The following is a 22,834-nucleotide window of genomic DNA, read 5'->3' as shown; positions in this document are numbered from 1 at the left end:
GGGGGTCGGTTGTCGTCGGCAGCGGGGGTCGTTCGGCGGGGAGGCCGCCGAACTCGGGCGCCTCAGCGCGTCACGAACTCCGCGGGCGGCGAGAGGTCCCGTCGGCCGCCGAGGGTGACGAGATAGAGGACCCCGATCCCGAGCCCGTACGCCGCCATCAGCGGGATCGTCGCGAGGAACATCGTGATCACGTCGGCGGGGGTGAACACGGCCGCGACGAGCATGATCCCGATCGTCACCTCGCGCCAGCGGGCGCGGAACACGCGGTACGGGACGCCCGCGTTGTTCATCAGAACCATCGCGATCGGGATGTCCGCGAGGAAGCCGATCCCGATCGTGGTGTAGATGACGAGCCAGAGGAAGTCGCTCACCTGGTAGGTGATCACCATGTCGGCGAGGCGCGCGTCGGTGACGAGCCAGCCGATGAGCCCCGGCGCGATGGTCGTGTAGCCGAGCACGAAGCCGCCGATCATGCCGGCACTGAGCGCGCCGGCCCACAGGTACACCTGCGAGATCCGCCCGGCGACGAACCCGCGCTCGCGGAGCGCGGGCCACGCGTAGTAGAGGGCCACGGGGAACGCGGCGAAGATCCCGAGCAACACCGAGAACTTCACCATGAAGATGAGCGCCTCGACCGGGTGGAGCGTGATGATGTTGATTCCGCCCTCGATCTCCGCGGGCACGCGCCGTTCGAGGTCGCCGCGGACGGTGCCGAGGCCGCCGAGGTACAGCCACGTGAACGCGGCCGCCATCACGGCCCCGAAGACGGCGACGATCCGGAACGACCGCGAGCGCAGCGAGTCGAAGATGAACTTGAGGTCCTTGTAGTAGCCGCCGATGTCGTCCTCGGCCGCCTCCTCCTCGCCGTCCGTGAGCTCGGCGAGGAACGTCGAACTCGCGCGGGAGGTCCGGTTCTGCACGGAGCCGACCAGTCCGTCCTCGCCCGCGGCGCCGCCTCCGCCCCCGGCGTCGCCCGCGCCGGCGTCGTCGCTCGCGTCGGCGTCGCCGTCACCGTCGCTCCCCTCGTTCACCTCGTCGAAGCGGTCGAGGATCGCCTGCGCCTTCTCCGGGTCGTCGTCGTCGATCGCGGCCTGCGCCAGCGCGAGCGACTCCTCCTCCTCCATCTGGGCGAACGGGTCCGCGGGGGCCGCCCGGACGCCCGCGGCGTCGAGTTCGCTCACGTCGATGGCGGTCGGGTCGCCGTACTGGTAGCCCGCGCTCGTCGTGTCGAGGTCGGTGTACACCGCCCACAGCGTCGCGACGGCGGCGAACGCCAGCGCCCACAGCGCGGCGTAGATCCCGAGCGCCGTCGCGGGGTCGAGCCCGAGGCCGGCGCCCGGTTCGAGGAAGCGCCGGGTGCTCCCCGCGAGCCGCAGGAGGTCGTTGAACGCGGTCCGCCCGCCGTACTCGTAGAAGCCGTACACGAGCGCGCCGCCGAGGACGGCCGCGCCCCCGACGACGTTCCAGTGGTTCCGGACCGCGCCGGGCACGTCGATCCGGTCGGAGCTCCGCTTCGCCGTGACGACGAGCTTCGCGAGGTAGAGGCTGAACCCGTATAAGGCGACCAGCGGGAACGCCCACAGCAGCTGGGTGAACGGGTCCGGCGGGGAGAAGACGGCGCCGAACACGAAGATGGCGACGACCGCGTAGCGCCACTTGTCGCGGAACGTCTCGTACGGAACGATCTCGGCGTACGAGAGGCCGGTGATCACCATCGGCATCTGCCCGGCGAGCCCGAAGGAAAGCGAGAGGAAGACGATGAACTCGGTCCACATCACGATCCCGTAGGTCGGTTGGATGTCGGCCTCTAGGCCGAACTCCGCGAGGAAGCCGAACATCAGCGGGAAGAAGGCGAAGACGCCGTAGGCGACGCCGGCGGTGAACAGCCCGGCGCCGAGCAGTCCGAGGAGGGCGAGCTTCCAGCGGGCTATCGGCGACTGCGGCCACATGCCGCGGGCGCGGAGCTCGTCGCGGGTGACGTAGATCAGCGGCGGGATCGCGACGATCGCGCCGACGACCAGCCCGATCTTCGCCTGGAGGAGGATCACCTCGAACGGGGTCGTCGCGATGATGTCCGCCTCCTCGGCGACGGCGGCGCTCATGTTCGACTCCGTCACCTCTCGGAGCCGGTCCCAGATGTACGTGCGGAGCGCCCAGAACGTCGCGAGGAAGCCGATCAGAAAGACGACGAACACCTTCTGGAGGTCCTTCTGGATCGACCGAAGGAACGCCTTCGCCGTCTCTTGGCCCTCCGCGATCGACTGTTGGGTGTCCTCGTCGAGGGCGCTCGCCATACGGAGGGCGAAGGCCGTCGCCGTTATCAACCTTTTCGACCGCGGGCGCTCCCGCCGGAGACGCTTCCCGTTGATCCGGCCGACGACGCTTCCCGTCGATCCGGCGGGGACGCTCTCCGCCGCTCCGGGAATCGACGCTCCCGGACGCGCCGGCGAACGGGGCCGATCGACCCCGCGCGGCGCCGCTATCCGAAAAGGTTGATAACCGCCCGGTTTCGTACAGCAACTGAATGGACGACTCGGACCGGTCGCGCGACGACGACTCGGCCGCCGCCGATGGGTCGACCGACGAGGCCGACACCGACGGCGCCGTCGACGAGGGGTCCGAGACCGGCGCGTCCGACGACGGAGCCCCCGATCCCGCCGATCCGGCCCCGGACGGCGACGAGTCCGACGAGGGTTCCGAACCGGATCCGGACCCCAACGGGAGCCTGGATCCGGACGAGGTCGTGGCCGCCGAGGACGCCGCGCGCGCCGAGGCCGTCGGGGAGGACGGAGACGACGCGGGCGAGGGTGAAGCGGACGCGGGCGAGGGTGAAGCGGACGCGGACGACGACGAAGCGGACGCAGACGACGACGAAGCGGACGCGGGCGAGGGTGAAGCGGACGCGGACGACGACGAAGCGGACGCAGACGACGAAGCGGACGCAGACGACGACGAAGCGGACGCAGACGACGACGAGTCCGTCGACGACGAAAGCGACGATTCCGGCGGCGAGGACGAGGAACTGGACGTTGAGAGCGGACGGGTAGACCTCGAGAACGACGCCTCGGCCGACGACACCGAGAGCCTCGGCGACGGCGGCGCCCCCGAGACGGCAGCGGGCGCGGCGACGGCCGCGGACGCCGCGACGGCGACCGACGACGACGAGCCGTTCGAGGGGATCGAGGGCCCCGAGACGGACGAGGAGATGCCGCTGGCGGCCCACATCGAGGAGATGATGCGCCGGCTGGCGGTCGTCTTCCTCATCGGCGGCCTCGCCACTCTCGTCGTCGTCACCGAGTCGACGGAGCTCATCAACTACTTCTGGAGCTACCACATCCCGGCGCCGATGGAGAACCGGCCGCGGCTGTACGGCCCGCTCGAACTCCCGCTCACCCGGCTGAAGGTCGCGGGCCTCGCGGGCGTCGTGGTCGGGCTCCCGGCGTTCGTCTACGAGACGTACCGGTTCATGCGGCCGGGGCTCTACCAGACGGAGCGGCGCTACTACCTCGCGGCGGTGCCGACCAGCCTAATCTTAGGCGGGGTCGGGATCGCGTTCGCGCACTTCCTCGTGTTGCCCGCGATCTTCTCGTATTTCACCACCTACACCGCCGACGCGGCGACGATCGCCTTCGGGCTCGCGGAGACGTTCAACCTGATCGTCATCATGCTCGCGTTCATGGCGATCGTCTTCCAGATCCCGCTTTTCATCATGCTCGCGATCATGATGAACCTCGTCACCCGGCAGTGGCTGGAGGCGAAGCGGCTGATCTTCTGGGGGTCGTTCCTCGGGATCGCGTTCCTCTTCAGCCCCGACCCGACCGGGATGGCGCCGATCATCGTGACGCTGACGATGATCGCGCTCTTCGAGGGGACGCTCGCGATACTGCGCTGGACCGGGAACTAGATCCGGTCGGTGTCGTTTCTGAATCGGATACCGGGTTGACGACGAACATCGTCGAAGCCCCGGCCGATACGCATTTGTCGGCAGCGAAGCGATCCGGGTGATATGGTCCTCGGTCTGTTCAGCCTCTTCGGTCTCGTCGGTCTTCTGATTCCGGCCGCGGTATCGTTCGTGCTGCTCGCGATCACGATGGACCTCGTCACCCGGGAGTGGCTGGAGGCGAAGCGGCTGATACTCTGGGGGTCGTTCCTCGTGATCGTATTCCTGCTCAGCTCGGACCCGACCGGGGTGGCACCAATCACCGTGTCGCTCACGACGATTGTCCTCTTCGAGGTGACGCTCGCTGTACTGCGCTGGACCGACAATTAGACCCGGTTGGTGTCGTTTGTTTGTAAGCCGTTGCCGGTGGCTCCCTGACGGACGCCCCCAAAGCCCCAGCCGCTCGGCGATACGTAGACGGTGACTGATCGACGGCGAACATCCCCAAAGCCCCAGCCGCTCGGCGATACGTAGACGGTGACTGATCGACGGCGAACATCCCCAAAGCCCCAGCCGCGAGGTGGACAGACGCTCGCTGCGCTCCTCGTCGCTCGTTTCACTCGCTCCTGCGGTGCTTACGTCGCCTCTGTCCACCTCGCGGCTGCCCCTTTGAGTCCCACCCCGCACCGCTCCGCACAGCACCTCACGCCTCCCCAACCTCGTCGGCCTCCCTCCGGTCGGCCGACTCCAGCGAGGGACCGAAGGTCCCTCTGGCAGCCGGCGCGTAGCGCCGGCGACCTCGCGCGTGCGACTCGCGCCCTGCGGGCGCTCGTCGGCACGCGCCACCGCCTCGGTGGTTTATAAATAAATGTGGCAAGCAGTATCGTTCACAATTAGCACAGCACGTATTTATATTCAAATGGCAAGTCTCACCGATATGGTCCTCGGTCTCGTCGTTCCGGCCGCTATCTCGTTCGTGTTCGCCGCGCTCGCGGCGTACGTGGGTGCCCTCCGCGCGCTGGAGGTCTACTTCGATCCGAATCAGGACAGCGTCTTCCTCATGGACGACCGCGACCCGCCGCAGCGTCCCTGACGCCGCGGTGACCGCAGTCGGCGGTTCGTACTCGCCGCCGGCTTACTCTCCGCCGAGCAGTTCGACGAGCAGCGCGTTCTGCGCGTGCATCCGGTTCTCGGCCTGGTCCCAGACGAGGGCCCGGTCGGATTCGAGTACGTCGTCGGTGATCTCCTCGCCGCGGTGCGCGGGCAGGCAGTGCATCACCTCGGCGTCGGTGCCGGCGAGCAGATCCGAGTTCACCTGGAACCCGTCGAACGCGGCGAGCTTCTCGTCGCGCTCGTCCTCCTGGCCCATCGAGATCCACACGTCGGTGTAGACGATGTCGGCGCCCTCGATTGCGGCCTCGGGGTCCGTCGTGGGCTCCACGTCCAGCCCGAACGCCGCGGCGCGGTCGAACACGTCGGGGTCCATCCCGTAGTCGGCTGGCGTGGCGACCTCGACGTCGATCCCGGCCATTGCCGCGCCGACGACGAACGACTGCCCGACGTTGTTGCCGTCGCCGACCCACGCGACGGTGGCGTCCTCGCCGACCGTCTCCCGGATCGTGAGCAGGTCGGCGAGCGTCTGACAGGGGTGCGCCTCGTCGGTGAGTCCGTTGATCACCGGACAGTCGGCGTACTCCGCGAGGACCTCGACGTCCGCGTGGTCGAACAGGCGCGCCATCACGCCGTCGACGTACCGGCCGAGCACGCGCGCGGTGTCCTTCAGGGGCTCGCCGTGGCCCAACTGGATGTCGTCGGGCCCGAGGAACATCGCGTGGCCGCCGAGTCGGGTCATCCCCGTCTCGAAGGAGACGCGGGTGCGCGTCGAGGGCTTCTCGAAGATCATCCCGAGCGTCGCGTCCGCCAGTCGGGGGTCGGTCTCGCCCGCCTTCATCGCGGCGGCGCGGTCGAGCAGGGCGTCCAGTTCGGCTGGCGTCACGTCGTCGATGTCGAGGAAGTCGTCGGTGGCGAGTGGCATCGTTGGGTTGAGAGTGTGGTGTCGTTCGAAAACGGTGAGCGTGAGGAGTCGCGGACGGTCAGCGTCGCTTCCGGCAGACCTCGGTCAGCACGTCCACGGCGCGGTCGAGGTCCGGGAGGGGGAGCCGCTCGTCGGGCGCGTGGTCGAGGTCGGAGTTCCCGGGGCCGTAGGTGACCATCGGGCAGTCCCACGCGGCCGCGAAGAGGTTCATGTCGCTCGTGCCGGTCTTCCGGAGCAGGCGCACGTCGCCGTCGGCGCCCCGGATCGCGACGCGGAACGCCCGCGCGAGGTCGGTCCGCGGGCTCTCCATCACGGGCGGCATCGGCTCGCCCCAGTGGACCGACCCGGTCGACAGCTCCGCCTCCGCGAGCTCGTGGACCTCGTCGACCGGGCGCGAGGGCGGGATCCGGAGCTGGACGTCCATCGTCGCCTCCACGGCGAGGCCGTCGTCGCTCAGCCCGCCGTCGACCGAGATGGGCTTCGTCGTCACCTGGTCGAACACGGCGGTCTCACCGTCGTCCGGCGTGAACGCCTCCTCGACGCCGTGCCACCAGTCGATCGCGTGCTGAATCGCGTTCGGCTCCGGCCGCGAGGAGTGGCCCGACTCGCTGGTGTTCACGTACGTCCCTTCGAGCAGGCCACGGTAGCCGAGGGTGATCCCCTGCCAGCCGGAGGGCTCGCCGTTGATCACCGACTCGGGGGCGTCGCGGTCCTCGATGAGGGCGCGCGCGCCGCCGGAGTCGACCTCCTCGCGCACGACGCCCGCGAACGAGACCCCGGTCTTCACCGCCGCGACCGCCATCGAGACGAGCGGGCCCGTCGCGTCGACCGCGCCGCGGCCCCACAGCACGGGCTCGCCGGGCTCGCCGACGCGGACGTCCGAGGGTTCGGGGAGTTCGCCCTCGGGCGGTGCCGGCCGCACCTCGACGGGGATGTCGCCGGGGACGGTGTCGACGTGCGAGGTGAGGAGGACGGCGTCGTCCGCCGGCGCGCGGACGTTCCCGACCTCGTCGATCCACGCCTCGCGACCGTTCGCCTCGAAGAAGTCGACGAGGCGCTCGGCCGCGCGCTCCTCCTCGCCCGACGGCGAGGGGATGGAGACCATGTCGTACAGCAGCTTGCGGGCCGGCGTGTCGCAGGCCGCGGGGTAGCCGCCGCCAGCGACGACGTCGGTGCCGCCCTCGGATCCGGTTTCGGTCTCCCGCTCCTTCCCGGCCGCCATCAGCCGATCACCTCGGCTATCGCGTCGACGACGGCGTCGGCGTGCTCGCGCTCGATCGTCAGCGGCGGCAGCAGCCGCAGCACGGTCCGCCCCGCCGGCAGCGCGAGGATCTGGTGGTCGATCGCGAGGTCGCGCAGCAGGCGGTTCGAGCCGCGGCGCACCTCGACGCCGATCATCAGCCCGTCGCCGCGCACGTCGCGGACGTCGTCGCCGAGGCGGTCGCGGAGCTCGCCGCGGAGGTACGCCCCCATCTCGTCGGCGTGGGCGGCCAGCTCCTCGCGCTCGATCACGTCGAGGGTGGCGCCCGCGGCCGCGGAGACGACCGGCCCGCCGGAGAACGTCGAGCCGTGGTCGCCCGCGTCCTCGGCGATCCAGTCGCGGCACAGCGTCGCGCCGATCGGGAGCCCGCTGCCGAGCCCCTTCGCGGTCGTGAGGATGTCGGGGACCACGTCGTGGCGCTCGGCCGCCCACATCGAGCCGGTGCGGCCGAGCCCGGTCTGGATCTCGTCGAGGATCATCGCCGCGCCGGACGTCGCGGTCGCGACGCGGACCGCCTGAAGATACTCGGTCGAGACGGGGTTGATCCCGCCCTCGCCCTGGAGGGGCTCTAGGATTACCGCAGCGGTGTCCTCGTCGACCGCCTCGCGCATCGCCTCGGCGTCGCCGTACTCGACGAACTCGACGCCGCCCGCGAGCGGGCCGAACCCCTCCTTGTACTTCTCCTTCCACGTCGTCGCGAGGGTTCCCATCGTCCGGCCGTGGAACCCCTGCGTGGTCGCGATGATCTTCTCGCGGCCGGTCGCGTGCCGGGCGAACTTCAGCGCGGCCTCGTTCGCCTCAGTCCCGGAGTTACAGAGCCACACGTTGTCGATGTCACCGGGCGCGACCTCGCCCAGTTGCTCGTACAGCGCCGTCCGCGCCGCGTGTGGGTACGACGCCTGGACGTACATGAGCTCCTCCAGCTGGCTCGTCGCCGCGTCGACGACCTCGGGGTGGCAGTGGCCGACGGGCGTACAGGCGTAGCTGGCGCCGAAGTCGAGGTACTCGGTGCCGTTCGTGTCGGTGAGGTGGACCCCGTCGCCGGAGGCGATCTCGATCGGCTTCTCGGAGAAGACGAAGCCGCTCACGCGGTCTCACCTCCCTCGGGTTCGACCCCGTCCGGTTCATCCGCGTCCTCGGATCCGCCGCCGAGCGCCGACCGCTCGATCGCCGTCCCCTCGCCGCCGAGCGCGGCGACGACCGGGTCACGGACGTTGGCGTCCGCGATCACGACGCGGCCGGATCCGCCTTCGAGCGCCTCCGTCGCGGCCATCACCTTCTTGCCCATGAACCCCTCGGCGGCGTCCTCGACGGCCGCCAGCTCGTCGGGCGTCGCGGCCGAATCGATGCGCGTTTCGGGGTCGTCCGGGTCGGCGTACACGCCCGACACGTCGGTCAGCAGGACGAGGTCGGCGCCGAGCGCGCCCGCGACCGCCGCGGCCGCGCGGTCGGCGTCCGCGTTGACCGGCGTCACCTCGCCGTCGCCCTCGTCGCCCGCCATCGGCGGCGAGACGACCGGGGTGTAACCGTCCGCGAGGAGGTTGGCGAGGAGGTCGGCGTTCACCGACTCGATCTTCCCCGAGTGGTCCCCGCGCCGGATCTTCTTTTTCCCGTCCTCGACGACGCGGACCGCCGACTTGCGCGGGCCCGCGAGGAGCCCGCCGTCGACGCCGCTCAGCCCGACCGCGTCGACGCCGGCCGAGCGGAACTGTGCCGTCAGCTCGGTGTTGAGCTTGCCCGCCATCGCCATCGTGAACGCCTCCATCGTCGCCGCGTCGGTGAAGCGGCCGGTGACGCCCGAGGCGGACTCGACGTACTCGGGCTCGATCCCGAGCCGTTCGAGCGTCTCGTCGACGACCGTCGAGCCGCCGTGGACGACGACGACCGCGCGCCCGTTGGCCGTCAGGTGCGCGACGTCGCCGACCGCGCCGGCCGGGTCGACCGCCTTCGCGCCGCCGACCTTGACGACGACGGGGGGCTCGTCCGTGGACTCGGGCTCGGACTCGGATTCCGCGCCGCTCATGGCGATCCCACCGGGTGGAGCCCGTCAAACTCGAGGCCGGCGGTCTCGGGCAGCCCGAGCGCGACGTTCGCCGCGTGGACGGCCTGCCCCGCCGAGCCCTTGGTCATGTTGTCGATCGCCGAGAAGACGACGACGCGCCGGTTCCCGGGGTCGAGCTCGAAGCCGACCTCGCCGTGGTTCGTCCCGGCGACCGATTTCGGCTCGGGGTAGCGGTAGACGCCGCCCCCGCCGGAGACGATCCGCATGAACGGCTCGTCGGCGTAGGCGTCGCGGTACGCGCCCCACAGGTCCCCCTTCGAGACCGGCTCGTCGGGGAAGACGTGACAGGTCGCGCTCGCGCCGCGCACCATGTCGACCGCGTGGACCGTGAAGGAGACGTCGAGCCCGAGGTACGCCTCGATCTCCGCCTCGTGGCGGTGGCCCGTGGGCGCGTACGGGCGCACAACGCCCGAGCGCTCCGGGTGCGAGGAGGCCGCGCCGCCGCCGGCGCCGCCCTCCGAGGAGCCGACCTTCACGTCGACGACGACCTCGCCCGCGTCGGGGCCGAGCGCGCCCGCGTCGACCAGCGGTTTGAGGCCGAGGATCGTCGCGGTCGCGTTACAGCCGCCGCCGGCGATCAGGTCGGCACCGGGGAGGTTCTCGCGGTTCAGCTCCGGGAGCGCGTACTCCGCGCGCTCTAAGTACTCGGGCGACTCGTGGCCGTCGTACCACTCGTCGTAGGCGTCGGCCTCGGGGAGCCGGAAGTCGGCCGAGAGGTCGACGACCGTGTCGGCGGCCTCGAAGAACTCGTCGATCCGCTCCATCGAGACGCCGTGGGGCGTCGCCGCGAACAGGACGTCGACCGATTCGAGGTCGTCGGGGTCCGAGAAGCGCAGGTCGAGTCCGCGCAGGTTCGGGTGCGAGCGTCCGACGGTCATGTTGTCGGCCGACCGCGACGTCGCCTGGACGACCTCGAAGCTCGGGTGGCCGGCGAGGATCCGCAGCAGCTCACCGCCGGTGAAGCCGGTGCCGCCGACGACGCTCGCGGTGTAGGTGTCGCTCGTCATGCGTTCGCCTCCTCGCTTTCTTCGTCGGCCAGCTCGACCGCCTTCGCCTCCAGCCAGTCGACGACCCGCGCGGGGACGTCGACGTCGGTGGCCGAATCGAGCGCCTTGAACTCGACGGTGTGGTTCACCTCGTGGACGGTGTAGTCGTCCGCGCCGCCCTCGGCGGGGTCGGCGTCTGGGTCGACGCCGGTCTCGGCGGTGTCTGCTTCCGCCTCGACGCCCACCTCCATCAGGTCGACGCCGAGCATGCCGCCGCCGACCGCCTCGGAGGCCTTCTCGACCAGTTCGGTCGCCCGTTCGTCGAGGTCGAACGACTTCGTCTCGCCGCCCTTCGCGGCGTTCGTGAGCCAGTGGTCCGACGAGCGCGTCATAGCCGCGACCGGCTCGCCGTCGACCGCCAGCACGCGGATGTCGCGGCCGGGCTTGTCGACGAACTCCTGGACGTAGAACACCTTGTGTTCGTAGTGGCCGAGTGTCTCTTTGTGCTCTAAGATCGCCTCGGCGGCGTTACGCGAGTCGATCTTCGCCATCAGCCGCCCCCACGAGCCGGTGACCGGCTTAAGGACGCACGGGTAGCCGAACGACTCGATCGCCTCTAGGGCGGCGTCCTTCGTGAACGCGACCTCCGTCGCCGGGGTCGGCACGTCGGCCTCGGCGAGCGCGAGCGAGTTCTTCGCCTTGTCGGCGCAGATGTCGCCCGTCTCAGGGGAGTTCACCACGGGGACGCCGTAGCTGTCGATAAAGCGGGTCGCGTACAGCGACCGGCTCGTGGAGAGGCAGCGGTCGACGACGATGTCGAGGTCGTCGACGGCCGCCGTCGTGGACTCCAGCCCGAACCGCTCCTTGCGCACGTCGATCTTCTCGACCTCGTGGCCCCGCTCGCGGAGCTCGTTGAGCAGGAGCTTCTCGTCCTTCCGGATCCGAGAGTAGAGGATCCCTACGCGCATGTCGACCACTCGCGTGTCGCGGCCGTGGCGGTCGTCGCCATCTACTCGCCCCAGTCCTCCTCGAGCTCGGGCGCCTCCTCCAAGACGACCGGATCGAGCGAGATGACCTCCAGCTCGGTCCCGGTGACCGGACTGTCGATGATCTCGCCGACCTCGACGTCGGCCGGGATCTCGATTTCCTCGCCCGTGATCGGGTCCTCCGCGGTCAGCGTGTCGGTGTCGCTCGTCATCGTGGCAGACACTCGTCCTCGAACGGGCATAAAGGCTTCGAACTTATTGGATAGTTTACATAAAGCGGATCGGTCGCTAACGGGAGCAGCTCGACAAAATAGGGCCGTATCGAGATCGGATGTCAGATCTCGGTAGTAAATATGTCCCCCTACGGGGACGGTCGTCGGCGTCGATCGGGTCGGTCCCGACCGAGCCGACGGTGACCTCGGGCTCGTCGCGGCTCAGACATAGCGATCGACCTCCGCGTCCAGCGCCTCGCTCGCGTCGGCGAGCGCGTCGCGCTCGGCCGCCAGCGCGTCGTCGTTTTTGGCGATCCCGGCCTCGGCGGCGGCGAGTTCGTCGGCGACCGCCTCGGGGGCCGGCCCGCCGGCGGAGTCGCGGCTCGCGGCGCTTTCGGCCGGGTCGAGCGCCGATTCCACGTCCTCGCGGCTCACGTACGCGGAGAGGGGCTCGCCGGTCACCTTTCGAGTGGCCTCGTCAACTTTTGCGGCCGCCGTATCCGGCGAGTCGCCGTCATCGACCGCCTCCGCGGCCGCCGCGACGATCTCGTGGGCGGTCCGGAAGGGCATCCCGCCCATCGCGAGCAGGTCGGCAACCCCGGTGGCCGTCGAGAACCCCTCGCCCGCGGCGGCCGCGAGCGCGGCCTCGTCCCAGTCGGCGGTCGCGACCGCGCCCGCGGCGACCTCCGTCGCCTCGCGCACCTCGCCCGCGATCTCGAAGACGCTCGCGTGGGCGCGCTGGAGGTCGCGGTTGTAGGCGCGCGGGAGCCCCTTCAGCAGGCTCAGCGTGCCGGTCGCCTCGCCGATCGCGTCGCCCGCGACGCCGCGGGTCAGCTCCAGCGTGTCGGGGTTCTTCTTCTGGGGCATGATCGAGGAGGTCGACGAGTAGGCGTCCGCCAGCTCGACGACCCCCTTGTTCGAGAAGACGATCAGGTCCTCCGCGAGCCCCGACAGCGTCGTCGCGAGCGTCGCGAGCGCGTTCGCCGACTCGGCGAGGAAGTCGCGCGCGGAGGCCGCGTCCATCGAGTTGCGGACCGTCCCGTCGAAGCCGAGCAGCTCGGCGGTCCGGTCGCGGTCGATATTGAAGGGGGTCCCCGCGAACGCGGCCGCGCCGAGCGGCGACCGGTTCACCCTGTCGTAGGCGTCGAGCAGGCGTTCCGTGTCGCGCGCGAGCCCGCCCTCGTACGAGAGCAGGTAGTGCGCGACCGTCGTCGGCTGGGCCGGTTGGAGGTGGGTGTACCCCGGCATCACCGTCTCCGTGTGCTCGCTCGCGACCTCAACGAGCGCCTCCCGGGCCGCGACGGTCGCCTCGATCGCGGCCAGCAGGTCCTCGCGCAGGCGGTACCGGATGCAGGTCGCCACCTCGTCGTTGCGCGAGCGGGCGGTGTGCATCCGGCCGCCGTCGGGGCCGACCCGGTCGATGACCGCGGTCTCTATCGCCTCGTGGACGTCCTCGCCGTCGGGCAGCGCGCCGTGGCCGGCGGCCTCGACGTCGTCGAGCGCGCCGAGAACCTCGCCCGCGACCGCGCCGTCGACGATCCCCTGCTCCGCGAGCATGACCACGTGCGCGCGGTCGACCGCGAGGTCCGCCTCGAAGATGGCGGCGTCGGCCGCGAGGCTCGACAGGAACTCGCGAGCGGGGCCGCCGCTGAAGCGGTCGCGGCGGACGGCCGTGTCGCCCCCGCCGGCCGCGCCGCTCGCTTCCGCGTCGGCGTCCATCGCCGCGTCGGGATCGTCGTCGGTCATTCTATTCGGACGCGTCCGTCTCTCCCGAGCCGTCCGTGGCCAGTTCGGGCTTCGAGACGCTCGCCTTCACGTCGTTCGCGAGGCGTTCCTGAAGGCCGTGGTACTTCGCGACGCCCGTCGCGTCGGACTGGGCGATGCCGGCGACGTCCTCGGTGTTGAACGAGGCCATCTCCTCGGAGTAGACCGCGTACTCGGAGTCGCGCGCGACGACGCGGCAGTCGCCGCCGGAGACCTTGACGGTCGCCGTGCCGGTCACCACGTCCTGCGTCTCGTCGACGAAGGCGTCGAGCGCGTCGACGACGGGCGCGAACACGAGCCCCTCGTAGGCCTTCTCGGACCACTCCTGCTCGATCCCCTTCTTGAATGAGCGCTCGTTCTTCGTGAGCACGAGGTCTTCGAGGGCTTGGTGGGCCGTCAGGAGGACGGTCGCGGCCGGGTGCTCGTAGTTCTCGCGGACCTTCAGCCCGAGCATGCGGTCCTCCATCACGTCGGTGCGGCCGACGCCGTAGCCGCCGGCGTACTCGTTGAGGTGCTGGATGAGCGGGACCGGATCCATCGCCTCGCCGTCGACGGCGACCGGGACGCCCTCCTCGAAGGCGATCTCGATGGTGGTCTCGCCTTCCGGCTCCGCGGTCCACTCGTAGATGTCCTCCGGCGGCTCGTAGTCCGGATTCTCCAGCTTGCCGCCCTCGACCGCGCGCGACCAGATGTTCTCGTCGATGGACCAGACGCCGCCGTCGCCGGCCTCGACGGGCAGGTCCTTCTCGGCGGCGTAGTCGATCTCCCACTCGCGGGTGAGCCCGAGCTCGCGCACGGGGGCGATCACTTCGAGGTCGGAGCCGCGCCAGACGGCCTCGAACCGGAGCTGGTCGTTCCCCTTGCCCGTGCAGCCGTGGGCGATGGCGTCACAGCCCTGCTCCTCGGCGACGCCCAGAATGGCCTCGGCGATGACCGGGCGCGCGAGGGCGGTGCCGAGCGGGTAGCCCTGATAGCTGGCGTTGGATTTCACCGCGTCGAAACAGAGGTCTGCGAACTCCTCTTTCGCGTCGACGACGTGGAGGTCGAGCCCGAGCGCCTCGGCGGTCTCCTCGGCCTCGTCGAACTCCTCGGTCGGCTGGCCGACATCGACGTTGACGCCGATGACCTCGTCGTAGCCGTACTCCTCTTTCAGTAGCGGTACGCACACTGTCGTGTCGAGTCCCCCGCTGAACGCGAGTGCAACGCTCGTCATTACCAGAGTACACCCGGCCTACACCCTTAAATTCAGCGGTTTCAATTTTGTAAGAAAACCCGAAAGCGGTCGCTCGCGGAACGCGGAGTCAAGACTCTTCGGAACGGAACGGCGCGAACGCGACGAGGGATGAAAGTTATTGGCCCGAGGGGCCTCGTCGTCGCGCCGCGCCGGAGGCCGGTCGCGGCGGTCGGACGTCTCGTCGCGGTCGCAGGGCTCGTCGGCCTCGGACGAGGTCGCGGCGAGCCGCTGCGGTCATCACCTGTACGTACCCGATCTCCGCTATAAAAGCGTTCCGTAATCCGTGACTGGCAGGGATGAATCGGCGGCGGACTCCTCCAAAGCCCCAGCCGCTCGCTTATAAATAATTGAGTGCGGATCGACGACTGAGACCTCCAAAGCCCCAGTCGGCGAGGCGGGCGCACGCTCGCTTCGCTCCTCGCTCAGTCACTCCGTTCCTTCGCTGCGGTGCTTGCGTCGCCTGCGCCCGCCTCGCCGACTGCCCCTTTGAGTCCCACCCGCCCCGCACAGCAACCGCACCTCACGCCTCCCCAGCCTCGCCGCTCGCTCTCTCCGGTCGCTCGCGGCGTCCCTCGCGCGTGTGACTCGCGCCCTGTCGGGCGCTCGTCAGCACGCGCCACCGCGCCGCTCTTTATAAGCGATCGTCGCTGCGGCGCTCGTATTTAAAAACCGTCTCGACAACGACAACAGTCTCGAACACCGGCTCTTTCCGTCGGTCAGATCGCCTCTCGATACGCCTCCAGCGTCCGCTCGATGTCCTCCTCGGTGTGCGCGTAGGAGGTGAACTGGCACTCGAACTGGTTCGCGGTGAGGAACACGCCCTGCTCTTTCATCTCCTGCCAGAACACGCGCTCCCAACGGTCGGTCGCGGCCGCGGCGACGTCGGCGCCCGTCTTCGGGCAGTGGTCGTAGCGGGCGCAGTCCGGGTTCTGCCGGCAGCCGCCCGCGCAGCAGTCGTCGACGTCGTCGGGCGCGTCGCGGGTGAAGATCGTCTTGAACATCGAGTCGGTGCCGACGACGGTGTACTCCGGCGCGCGCTCGGCGCAGATCTCGGCGATCCCCTCGCGGAGCTTCCGCCCGAGGCGGTTGACGTGTTCGTACACGTCGTTCTCGGCGGCGTACTCTAACCCGGCCTTCCCGGCGGCCATCGTCACCGGATGCCCAGAGAAGGTGCCGGACTGGAACACCTCGCCGGCGGGCGTGAACCCCTCGATTATCTCCGCTTTGCCGCCGATCGCGCCGACCGGGAAGCCGCCGCCGATGATCTTGCCGAACGTCGTCACGTCGGGGGTGACGCCGAACTTCGACTGCGCGCAGCCGAGACCACCGACTCGGAACCCGGTGATCACCTCGTCGAAGATGAGGAGGGAGCCGTAGTCGTCACAGAGGTCCCGCAGCGTCTCGTGGTAGCCGTCGATGGGCATCACGATCCCCTTGTTGGCTAAGATCGGCTCGACGAGGACGGCCGCGATCTCGTCGCCGTGTTCCGCGAACACCTCCTTGGCCGCCTGCGGGTCGTTGAACGGGATCGGGAGGGTGTGCTGTGCGAACTCCTCCGGGATCCCCGCGGTCGACGGGTGCGCATCCCCGGGCGACCCCTCGACGAGCGTCGACTCCTGGGCGCCGTGGTAGCCGCCCTGCATCACGACGATCTTGTCGCGGTCGGTGTGGCCGCGCGCCAGCCGGACCGCCGAGACGGTCGCCTCCGTGCCGGAGTTGACGAACCGGATCGACTCCACGCTCGGGACGTGCCGCGCCACGAACTCCGCGTGTTCGACCTCGACTTCCGTGGGCGCGCCGTACATCGGCCCCTCCGCGACGTGCGACTGAACGGCGGCCTCGACCGGATCCGGGAGGTCGTGGCCGTAGAGGAGGGGGCCGTACCCCATCACCCAGTCGACGTACCGGTTCCCGTCGGCGTCGATCACGTGGCCGCCGTCGCCGCGCTCGATAAAGAACGGGTGCGGCATCGTCGCCCGGACCGAGGAGTTGACGCCGCCCGGCAGCACCGACAGCGCGCGGTCGTACAGTCCGCGCGAGCGCTCGTGATTCATAGCGAACGCTTGGTGCGTCGGGCTGAAAGTAGTTGCCGAACCGGGCGAACCGATTCGGACGCTCAAAAGGAACCGCGTCGGTTCGCGCGCCGTCCGCCTACACCGCCTCCGGGCCGGTCGTGCCGGTGCGGACCTGGAGCGCGTCCTCGACCGGCATGATGAACACCTTGCCGTCGCCGGGCTCGCCGGTCTCGGCGGCGTCGGCGATCGCCTCCGCGACCTCGTCGGCCGGGATGTCGGCGACGACGACCTCCACCTTCACCTTCTGGTGGAGGTCGACGGTGAACTCCTCGCCGCGCCACTGGCCCTTCTTGGCGGGCTGGCTGCCGCGGCCGGAGACGTTCGTCACGGTGAGTGAGGGCGCGTTGACCTCCGCGAGCGCCTGCTTGATGGCCCCGAGCTTGTCGGGGCGGACGACCGCGGTGACCATCTTGATCTCCGCGCCCGCCTCTTCGCCGCCGTCGGCGCGCGGGGAGTCGTTCGTGGTGTCCACGACGGAGGGACCGCCGTCGGTCGCCACCGAGGGCTTGCCGAACTCGGGGTACGTCTCGACGCCGTGTTCGCTGACGTCGAGCCCGTCGCGCTCGTGTTCGGGGGTGACGCGGGCCTGGCCGGCGGCCTTGAACGCGCCGAAGACGACGGCCGTGGCGACCACGGTCCACCCGGCGATGACGGCCACGCCGATGACCTGCGAGACGAGCACGTCGACGGAGAAGCCGTTGATGCTGACGAACGGTAACGCGAGCACGCCGAGGACCCCGGCGGAGCCGTGGACCGGGAACACCGCGCAGACGTCGTCGATCTTCATCCGGTCGGCGACGAACTCGAAGACCAGCGGGAGCTGGAGGCCACAGAGGAGCCCGACCGCGACAGCGCCCCACCAGGTGGCGAGGTTCGCGATGCCGGTCACGCCGACCAGCCCCGCGAGCAGCCCGTTCGCGACGTACAGCGTGTCGACCTTCTTCGAGAGCGCCACCGACGCGAGGGCGGCGCCGACCCCGCCCGCCGCCATGCCGAGCGTCGTGGTGAGCGAGACGCGGCCGACCGCGGCGTAGCCGCCGAGCGCGAGCTCGCCGGACTCCGTGACCGAGAAGACGGTCGCGGTCGTACCCACGTTGAAGCCGTACCAGCCGAACGCCAGGATGAGCGTGCCCAGCACCGCGAACGTCATCGAGTGGCCGGGGATGACGTTCGTGGAACCGTCCTCGGCGTAGCGGTCCATGCGCGGGCCCAGCACGTACGCCGCCGTGAGGCCGGCGATGCCGCCCATGCCGTGGACGATCATCCCGCCCGCGAAGTCAGTGAAGCCGAGCCCAGCGCCGCCGAGGAAGCCGCCGCCCCAGGTGATCCCCGCGACGACCGGGTAGATGACCGCCGAGATGGCGATCGTGTACGCCACGTACGCGCGGAGCTTCGCGCGGCCGGCGACCGCGCCGGAGACGATGGTCGCCGCCGTCATCGCGAAGACGGCGCCGAACAGCCAGCTGTTGACCCAGCCGCCGTCGCCGAGCGCGGCCGCCGCGGAGAAGCCGGCGCCGCCGGCGATCCCCTCGACGCCGAACCCGATCAGGAAGTAGACGAGGACGCCGACGCTCCACGTTAGCAGGTTCTTGGTGAGCTGGTTGGCAACGTTCTTCGCGCGCACCTGCCCCGCTTCGAGCATCGCGAAGCCGGCGTGCATGAAGAAGATCAGGAAACACACCACGGCGACCCACATCAGGTTCACGCCCTCGGCGAGGACGCTCGGGTCGATCGAGGCGAGCACGCCGCCCGTCACGCGTCCGCCACCTCTACTGAACGACTGTCCGGTTCAAACCACGTTTCGCTCGTGTTCATGTGCTGAATCACGTTTCGACTCCCGGGAACGGTTATACATAAACGTTAGAGTTGAGTTTCACAAAAAATCTGCTTGATAATACGGTGCGCGTCCGATATAAGGAGATGTCTATGGAATATAAGGACGTTTCTTCGCGGATTTCGCGGCAATCGTTGCGCTCGAAGCGGACGACCGTTGTGTAAAATTTTTATCTATTCCGGCGCGAATCGTCGTTAGCGCCCTCGATAGAGCCGTGCGCGGTTGGTTCTGGCGAGTATTGCCGCGCCGCCGTCTCGCGATTTGTCGCCGTACGGGCCGTCCTCCGCGAATTCGGGAGGCTGGGGGCTTCTCGATGAAAATTGACGTTCGTCAACCCGATCTCGAATTCGACGGGCGATTCGTTAGATCGGTAGCGGTTCGCCCCGCTCACCGATCGACCGATACCGTCGAAAACTCGATTACTCCGGTTTCAGCCCCTCGTTCTGGACGCGCATCACGGCCTCGCCGTCGGCGAGGTTCGGCGCGTCGACGAGGCGGACGATCCGCTTGTCGCCCTTCGACTTCCGGAGGTAGATCCGGAAGGTGGAGGCGTGGCCGAGGATGTTGCCGCCGATCGCCTGGGTCGGGTCGCCGAAGTAGGAGTCGGGGTTCGACGCGACCTGGTTGGTGACGAGGATGGCGGTGTTGTACAGGTCGCCGAGCCGCATCAGGTCGTGGAGGTGTTTGTTGAGCTTCTGCTGTCGCTCGGCGAGCTCGCCCCGGCCGACGTACTCCGCGCGGAAGTGCGCGGTGAGCGAGTCGACGCAGACGATCCGGATCGGCCACTCCGTCTCCTCGTGTTCGCCGGCCAGCTCCTTCGCCTTCTCGGCGAGGAGGATCTGGTGGTTGGAGTTGAACGCCTTCGCGACGTGGATCTGGTCTAAGAACGCGTCGACCAGGTCCTCCAGCGCCTCCTCGTCGTTCGGGGTGCCCTCGATCTCGCGGCGCTCCATCTCGTCGGCGAGGATCTCGTCGTCGAGCCCGCGGACCATGTCGTCGATCCGCTCCGGACGGAACGTGTCCTCGGAGTCGACGAAGATACAGCCGCCCTCCAGCCCGCCGTTCTCCTTCGAGAGCTGGACGTTGACGGCCATCTGGTGGGTGACCTGTGACTTCCCGGAGCCGAACTCGCCGTACACTTCCGTGATCGACTGGGTCTCGATGCCGCCGCCGAGCAGGTCGTCGACCTCGTCGATCTGCCAGGAGAGCTTGCCGATCTCTTGGCGGCGCTCTAACACGGTCGCGCCTGTCTCGAAGCCGCCGACGTCGGCGGCCTCGCGGGCGGCGTTGATGATGTCGCTGGCGGACGATTCGCCGATATCGGCGGTGTTGGACATCTCACCCGGGCTCGCGACCGCGATCGACTGGTAGCTCTCGAATCCGTTGTCAACGAGCTTGTCCGCGGTCGCTGGGCCGACGCCGGGGAGGTCCTCGAGTTCGTCTTCAGGCATGTACACGTGGCTTGTTCGCCATCCCGTATAAAGACTGGTTTACACCCCAGTGAAAGTGAAAAGCGAGCGGTGTCGCCGCTCGCTAGTGACGTGCTATCTCTCGAACGGGCTCGCCGGAGCGGGCGGGCCGACCGCGCGGTGGAACTGATCCGGTGGTCCGAGAAACTTCGGACTTCGGGCCCTCAGAAGCCGACGCGGCGGACGTAGTCGAGGTCGCGAATCTCCACGAGCAGGTCGCCGGACAGGTCGGCGTCGGTGATCACGTACAGCTTCGGGTCGTCGGTGAACTCCGGGTCCTCGCTCAACACCTGCCGGATCGAGACGTCTCGGTCGGCGAGGATGGAGGTGACTTCGGCGACGATCCCGGCCTCGTCGGCGGCCGCGACCTCGATGGTGAGCACCGTGAGGTCCAGGACCGGCGCGAGGTCCATCAGGCTCGGGATCGACGAGATGTTGGTGAAGATGCGCTTCAGCTCGGGGTCGGCGAGGATCGCGTCCGTCGTCGAGTCCACGACGCGACGGTCGACGTCGAGCTCGCGCGCAATACCGGTGTACGGGATCTCGATCCCGCCGGAGACGACCCGCCCCTCCTCGTTGACCGAGAAGCCGCGCTCCAAGAACAGTCGGATAACCGCCTGCTGGCTGGGTGACCCCTCGAACTTCTCGAGGATCTCGTCGAACATTCGTCTCCCGATGCTCGCCGCGCGCTGTTAAATTGGCGGGTGCGTCGCCGGTGGACGCGTCGCGGTCGTTCGCGACCGCTGCCGGCCCGAACCACTTCCGCTCCGGCACCCGACTCCTTTTGCCCGGTGGCGCCGAACCCCACCCCGTGTCAGAGTCGCCGCACCTGCGGTTCTTCCCGTACGAGGAGCCCTACCCGAACCAGCGCGAGGCGATGGACAGGGTCGCCAACGCCCTGGACCGGGGGCAGGACGTGCTGTTCGAGGGCGCGCCCGGGACGGGGAAGACCCTCTCCGCGCTCGTGCCCGCGCTCGAACACGCCCGCGAGCACGATCGCACGGTCGTCATCACGACCAACGTCCACCAGCAGATGCGGCAGTTCGTCGAGGACGCGCGCGCGATCACCCGCGAGGAGCCGATCCGCGCGGTCGTCTTCAAGGGGAAGTCGTCGATGTGCCACATCGACGTCGACTACCAGGAGTGTCAGACCCTCCGGGACACCACCCGCGAGATGGTGGAGACGGAGAGCGAGGTGCGCGAGCTGGAGTCGCGCCAGCGCGAACTCTTGGCCGAGAGCCGCGAGGGCGACGCGGGCGCCGCGGAGGCCCGCGAAGCGATCATGGAGGAGCTCGACGAGCTTGAGGCCGAAGTCGACGAGTACGAGGCCGCCAACGTCTGCGAGCACTACCGCAACAACCTCACCCGCGACACCGAGGAGTTCTTTTCGTGGCTCTTCGAGGATGTCCGGACCCCCGACGACGTGTACGAGTACGCCGACGAGCGCGAGCTGTGCGGCTACGAGCTGTTAAAGGAGGGGATGGAGGGGGTCGACCTCGTCGTCTGCAACTACCACCACCTGCTCGACCCGAACATCCGCGAGCAGTTCTTCCGGTGGATCGACCGCGACCCGAGCGAGATAATCACCGTCTTCGACGAGGCGCACAACATCGAGGACGCCGCCCGCGACCACGCCACCCGGACGCTGACCGAGAACACCCTCGACGCCGCGCTCGACGAGCTGGCCGACAGCGACGACTCCCGCGCGGAGCCCGCGGAGAACGTCCTCCGGGCGTTTCGCGACGCCCTCGTCGAGACGTACGAGGACGGGCTCGGGTTCGGCGGCGTCGACGAGAACTGGGAGGACGTCTCGGTCGCCAACGACGACCGCCGCGACGACCTCACGCTGGCGTTCCTCCGCAACTACGAGGGGCGGGGGATCGACACCGAGACCGAGCTCGCGGTCCAGCTCGGCCAGGCGATAGACGAGGAGTACGAGCGCCGCTACCGCGACGGGGAGGCGACGACCCGGTCGGAGTCGCAGACGCTCGCGGCCGCCCGGTTCGTCGCGACGTGGATGGACGAAGGGGCGGAGTTCGGCCAGTACCCGGTGGTCTCTGTCCGGCGCGACGCCGGCACCGACGAGGTGTACGGTCGCGCGGAGCTGTACACCTGTATCCCGCGGAACGTCACGAGCGAGCTGTTCGACGAGGTGGCCGCCTCCGTCCTGATGAGCGCGACGCTGCGCCCGTTCGACGTGACCGAGGACGTGCTGGGACTGGAGGACGTCGCGTCGATGGCCTACGAGATGGGCTATCCCGAGGCGAACCGCCGGACGTTCGCGGCCGACGTGCCGCCGCTCTTCGCCTCGGACCGAAACGACCCGGAGACGCAGGAGGCGGTGTCCTCGCTGCTCCGCGACGCGATCCGGTTCACGCCCGGCAACACGCTCGCCTTCTTCCCCTCGTACGCCGAGGCTGAGCGCTACCACGAGCGGCTCACCGGTGCGGGCGGCGGAAAGGACACGAGGGACGGATCCGGTGCGGGAAAAAACGCCGACCTCGGCCCGATCCACCTCGACGGCCCGGGCGTAGACGAGGAGCGGCTCCGCAGCGAGTTCGTCGCGAGCGACGGCGCCGCGCTGTTCACGTCGCTGTGGGGGACGCTCGGTGAGGGGGTGAGCTTCGACGGCGACGACGCCCGCACGGTCGTCGTGGTCGGCGTCCCGTACCCGCACCTCTCGGATCGCACCGAGGCGGTTCAGGACGCCTACGACCGAGCGTTCGCCGACCGCGACCGCTCCCGCGACCCGGGGTGGATGTACGCCGTCGAGATCCCGACGATCCGCAAGACGCGGCAGGCGCTCGGGCGGGTGATACGCGGCCCCGACGACTTCGGTGTCCGGATCCTCGCGGACCGCCGTTACACGACCGCCGACATGGGGAAGTACTCGGTCCGCTCCGCCTTCCCGCCCGAGGAGCGCGAGGAACTGCTCGACGTCGACCCCGAGAAGCTGAAGTTCGCGATGCTGAACTTCTACCAGGACCACGACGCGTACGACGGGCCGCCGCCGTCGCCGTGATGTGGTCGTGTCCG

Annotated in this window: 17 protein-coding genes and 1 pseudogene; 4 read left to right on the top strand and 14 right to left on the bottom strand. The window is 69.3% G+C overall.

Annotated elements, in window-relative coordinates:
• Window positions 1-62: 62 nt before the first annotated feature.
• Window positions 63-2,294: a twin-arginine translocase subunit TatC gene (tatC, locus tag ACOZ35_RS11525; RefSeq protein ID WP_424013723.1), complete on the bottom strand. Its 2,232-nt coding sequence runs from the start codon at window positions 2,292-2,294 to the stop codon at window positions 63-65.
• 230 nt (window positions 2,295-2,524) lie between these two features.
• On the opposite strand from tatC (ACOZ35_RS11525), the gene tatC (ACOZ35_RS11520) reads away from it, so the two are divergent.
• The 3 genes and pseudogenes from tatC (ACOZ35_RS11520) (at window position 2,525) to ACOZ35_RS11510 (ending at window position 4,973) form a co-directional block, all read left to right on the top strand.
• Window positions 2,525-3,904 carry a twin-arginine translocase subunit TatC gene (gene tatC / locus ACOZ35_RS11520; RefSeq protein WP_424013722.1) on the top strand — a complete coding sequence of 460 codons (1,380 nt, stop codon included), beginning with the start codon at window positions 2,525-2,527 and terminating at the stop codon, window positions 3,902-3,904.
• An 87-nt stretch (window positions 3,905-3,991) separates the two neighbouring features.
• Window positions 3,992-4,270: pseudogene (locus tag ACOZ35_RS11515) on the top strand (MFS transporter); the annotation flags it as partial.
• A gap of 547 nt (window positions 4,271-4,817) precedes the next feature.
• A complete protein-coding gene (locus ACOZ35_RS11510; RefSeq protein ID WP_424013721.1) occupies window positions 4,818-4,973 on the top strand; it encodes a hypothetical protein in 156 nt (51 codons plus the stop codon).
• 42 nt (window positions 4,974-5,015) lie between these two features.
• Here ACOZ35_RS11510 and argF read toward each other — a convergent pair whose 3' ends face one another.
• From argF to ACOZ35_RS11445, 13 genes are all read right to left on the bottom strand, one after another.
• Complete coding sequence (gene argF / locus ACOZ35_RS11505; RefSeq protein ID WP_424013720.1) at window positions 5,016-5,915, bottom strand: ornithine carbamoyltransferase; 900 nt, start codon at window positions 5,913-5,915, stop codon at window positions 5,016-5,018.
• Between the two features lie 58 nt (window positions 5,916-5,973).
• Window positions 5,974-7,137, bottom strand: coding sequence for a [LysW]-lysine hydrolase (locus ACOZ35_RS11500; protein ID WP_424013719.1), 1,164 nt, complete (start codon window positions 7,135-7,137; stop codon window positions 5,974-5,976).
• Window positions 7,137-8,264, bottom strand: a complete 1,128-nt coding sequence (locus tag ACOZ35_RS11495; protein WP_424013718.1) for an aspartate aminotransferase family protein — start codon at window positions 8,262-8,264, stop codon at window positions 7,137-7,139. The genes ACOZ35_RS11500 and ACOZ35_RS11495 overlap by 1 nt, the downstream gene beginning before the upstream one ends.
• A complete protein-coding gene (locus ACOZ35_RS11490) occupies window positions 8,261-9,199 on the bottom strand; it encodes an acetylglutamate/acetylaminoadipate kinase (protein WP_424013717.1) in 939 nt (312 codons plus the stop codon). Before ACOZ35_RS11490 ends, ACOZ35_RS11495 begins: the two co-directional genes overlap by 4 nt.
• On the bottom strand, window positions 9,196-10,245 hold the full coding sequence (gene argC, locus ACOZ35_RS11485; protein WP_424013716.1) for an N-acetyl-gamma-glutamyl-phosphate reductase: 1,050 nt from the start codon (window positions 10,243-10,245) through the stop codon (window positions 9,196-9,198). The genes ACOZ35_RS11490 and argC overlap by 4 nt, the downstream gene beginning before the upstream one ends.
• Complete coding sequence (gene lysX, locus ACOZ35_RS11480; protein WP_424013715.1) at window positions 10,242-11,192, bottom strand: lysine biosynthesis protein LysX; 951 nt, start codon at window positions 11,190-11,192, stop codon at window positions 10,242-10,244. Before lysX ends, argC begins: the two co-directional genes overlap by 4 nt.
• Before the next feature lie 41 nt (window positions 11,193-11,233).
• Entirely contained in the window at window positions 11,234-11,422 is a 189-nt protein-coding gene (lysW, locus tag ACOZ35_RS11475; RefSeq protein ID WP_004599337.1) for a lysine biosynthesis protein LysW, read from the bottom strand.
• A 222-nt stretch (window positions 11,423-11,644) separates the two neighbouring features.
• Window positions 11,645-13,168, bottom strand: coding sequence for an argininosuccinate lyase (gene argH / locus ACOZ35_RS11470; protein WP_424013714.1), 1,524 nt, complete (start codon window positions 13,166-13,168; stop codon window positions 11,645-11,647).
• A 1-nt stretch (window position 13,169) separates the two neighbouring features.
• On the bottom strand, window positions 13,170-14,399 hold the full coding sequence (locus ACOZ35_RS11465) for an argininosuccinate synthase (protein ID WP_424013713.1): 1,230 nt from the start codon (window positions 14,397-14,399) through the stop codon (window positions 13,170-13,172).
• A gap of 737 nt (window positions 14,400-15,136) precedes the next feature.
• Entirely contained in the window at window positions 15,137-16,474 is a 1,338-nt protein-coding gene (gene hemL, locus ACOZ35_RS11460) for a glutamate-1-semialdehyde 2,1-aminomutase (RefSeq protein ID WP_424013712.1), read from the bottom strand.
• A 97-nt stretch (window positions 16,475-16,571) separates the two neighbouring features.
• Window positions 16,572-18,251 (bottom strand): ammonium transporter, encoded by a 1,680-nt coding sequence (locus ACOZ35_RS11455; protein ID WP_424013711.1) that lies wholly within the window; start codon window positions 18,249-18,251, stop codon window positions 16,572-16,574.
• 497 nt (window positions 18,252-18,748) lie between these two features.
• Entirely contained in the window at window positions 18,749-19,780 is a 1,032-nt protein-coding gene (radA, locus tag ACOZ35_RS11450) for a DNA repair and recombination protein RadA (protein ID WP_004599342.1), read from the bottom strand.
• 182 nt (window positions 19,781-19,962) lie between these two features.
• Window positions 19,963-20,463, bottom strand: a complete 501-nt coding sequence (locus ACOZ35_RS11445; RefSeq protein WP_004599343.1) for a hypothetical protein — start codon at window positions 20,461-20,463, stop codon at window positions 19,963-19,965.
• A 146-nt stretch (window positions 20,464-20,609) separates the two neighbouring features.
• Here ACOZ35_RS11445 and ACOZ35_RS11440 point away from each other — a divergent pair, with 146 nt between their 5' ends.
• Window positions 20,610-22,820: an ATP-dependent DNA helicase gene (locus tag ACOZ35_RS11440; protein ID WP_424013710.1), complete on the top strand. Its 2,211-nt coding sequence runs from the start codon at window positions 20,610-20,612 to the stop codon at window positions 22,818-22,820.
• Window positions 22,821-22,834 lie beyond the last annotated feature (14 nt).

It is taken from the genome of Halorubrum xinjiangense (assembly GCF_049604745.1).
GTDB lineage: Archaea > Halobacteriota > Halobacteria > Halobacteriales > Haloferacaceae > Halorubrum > Halorubrum xinjiangense_A.
This window is presented reverse-complemented; position numbering and strand designations above follow the sequence as displayed.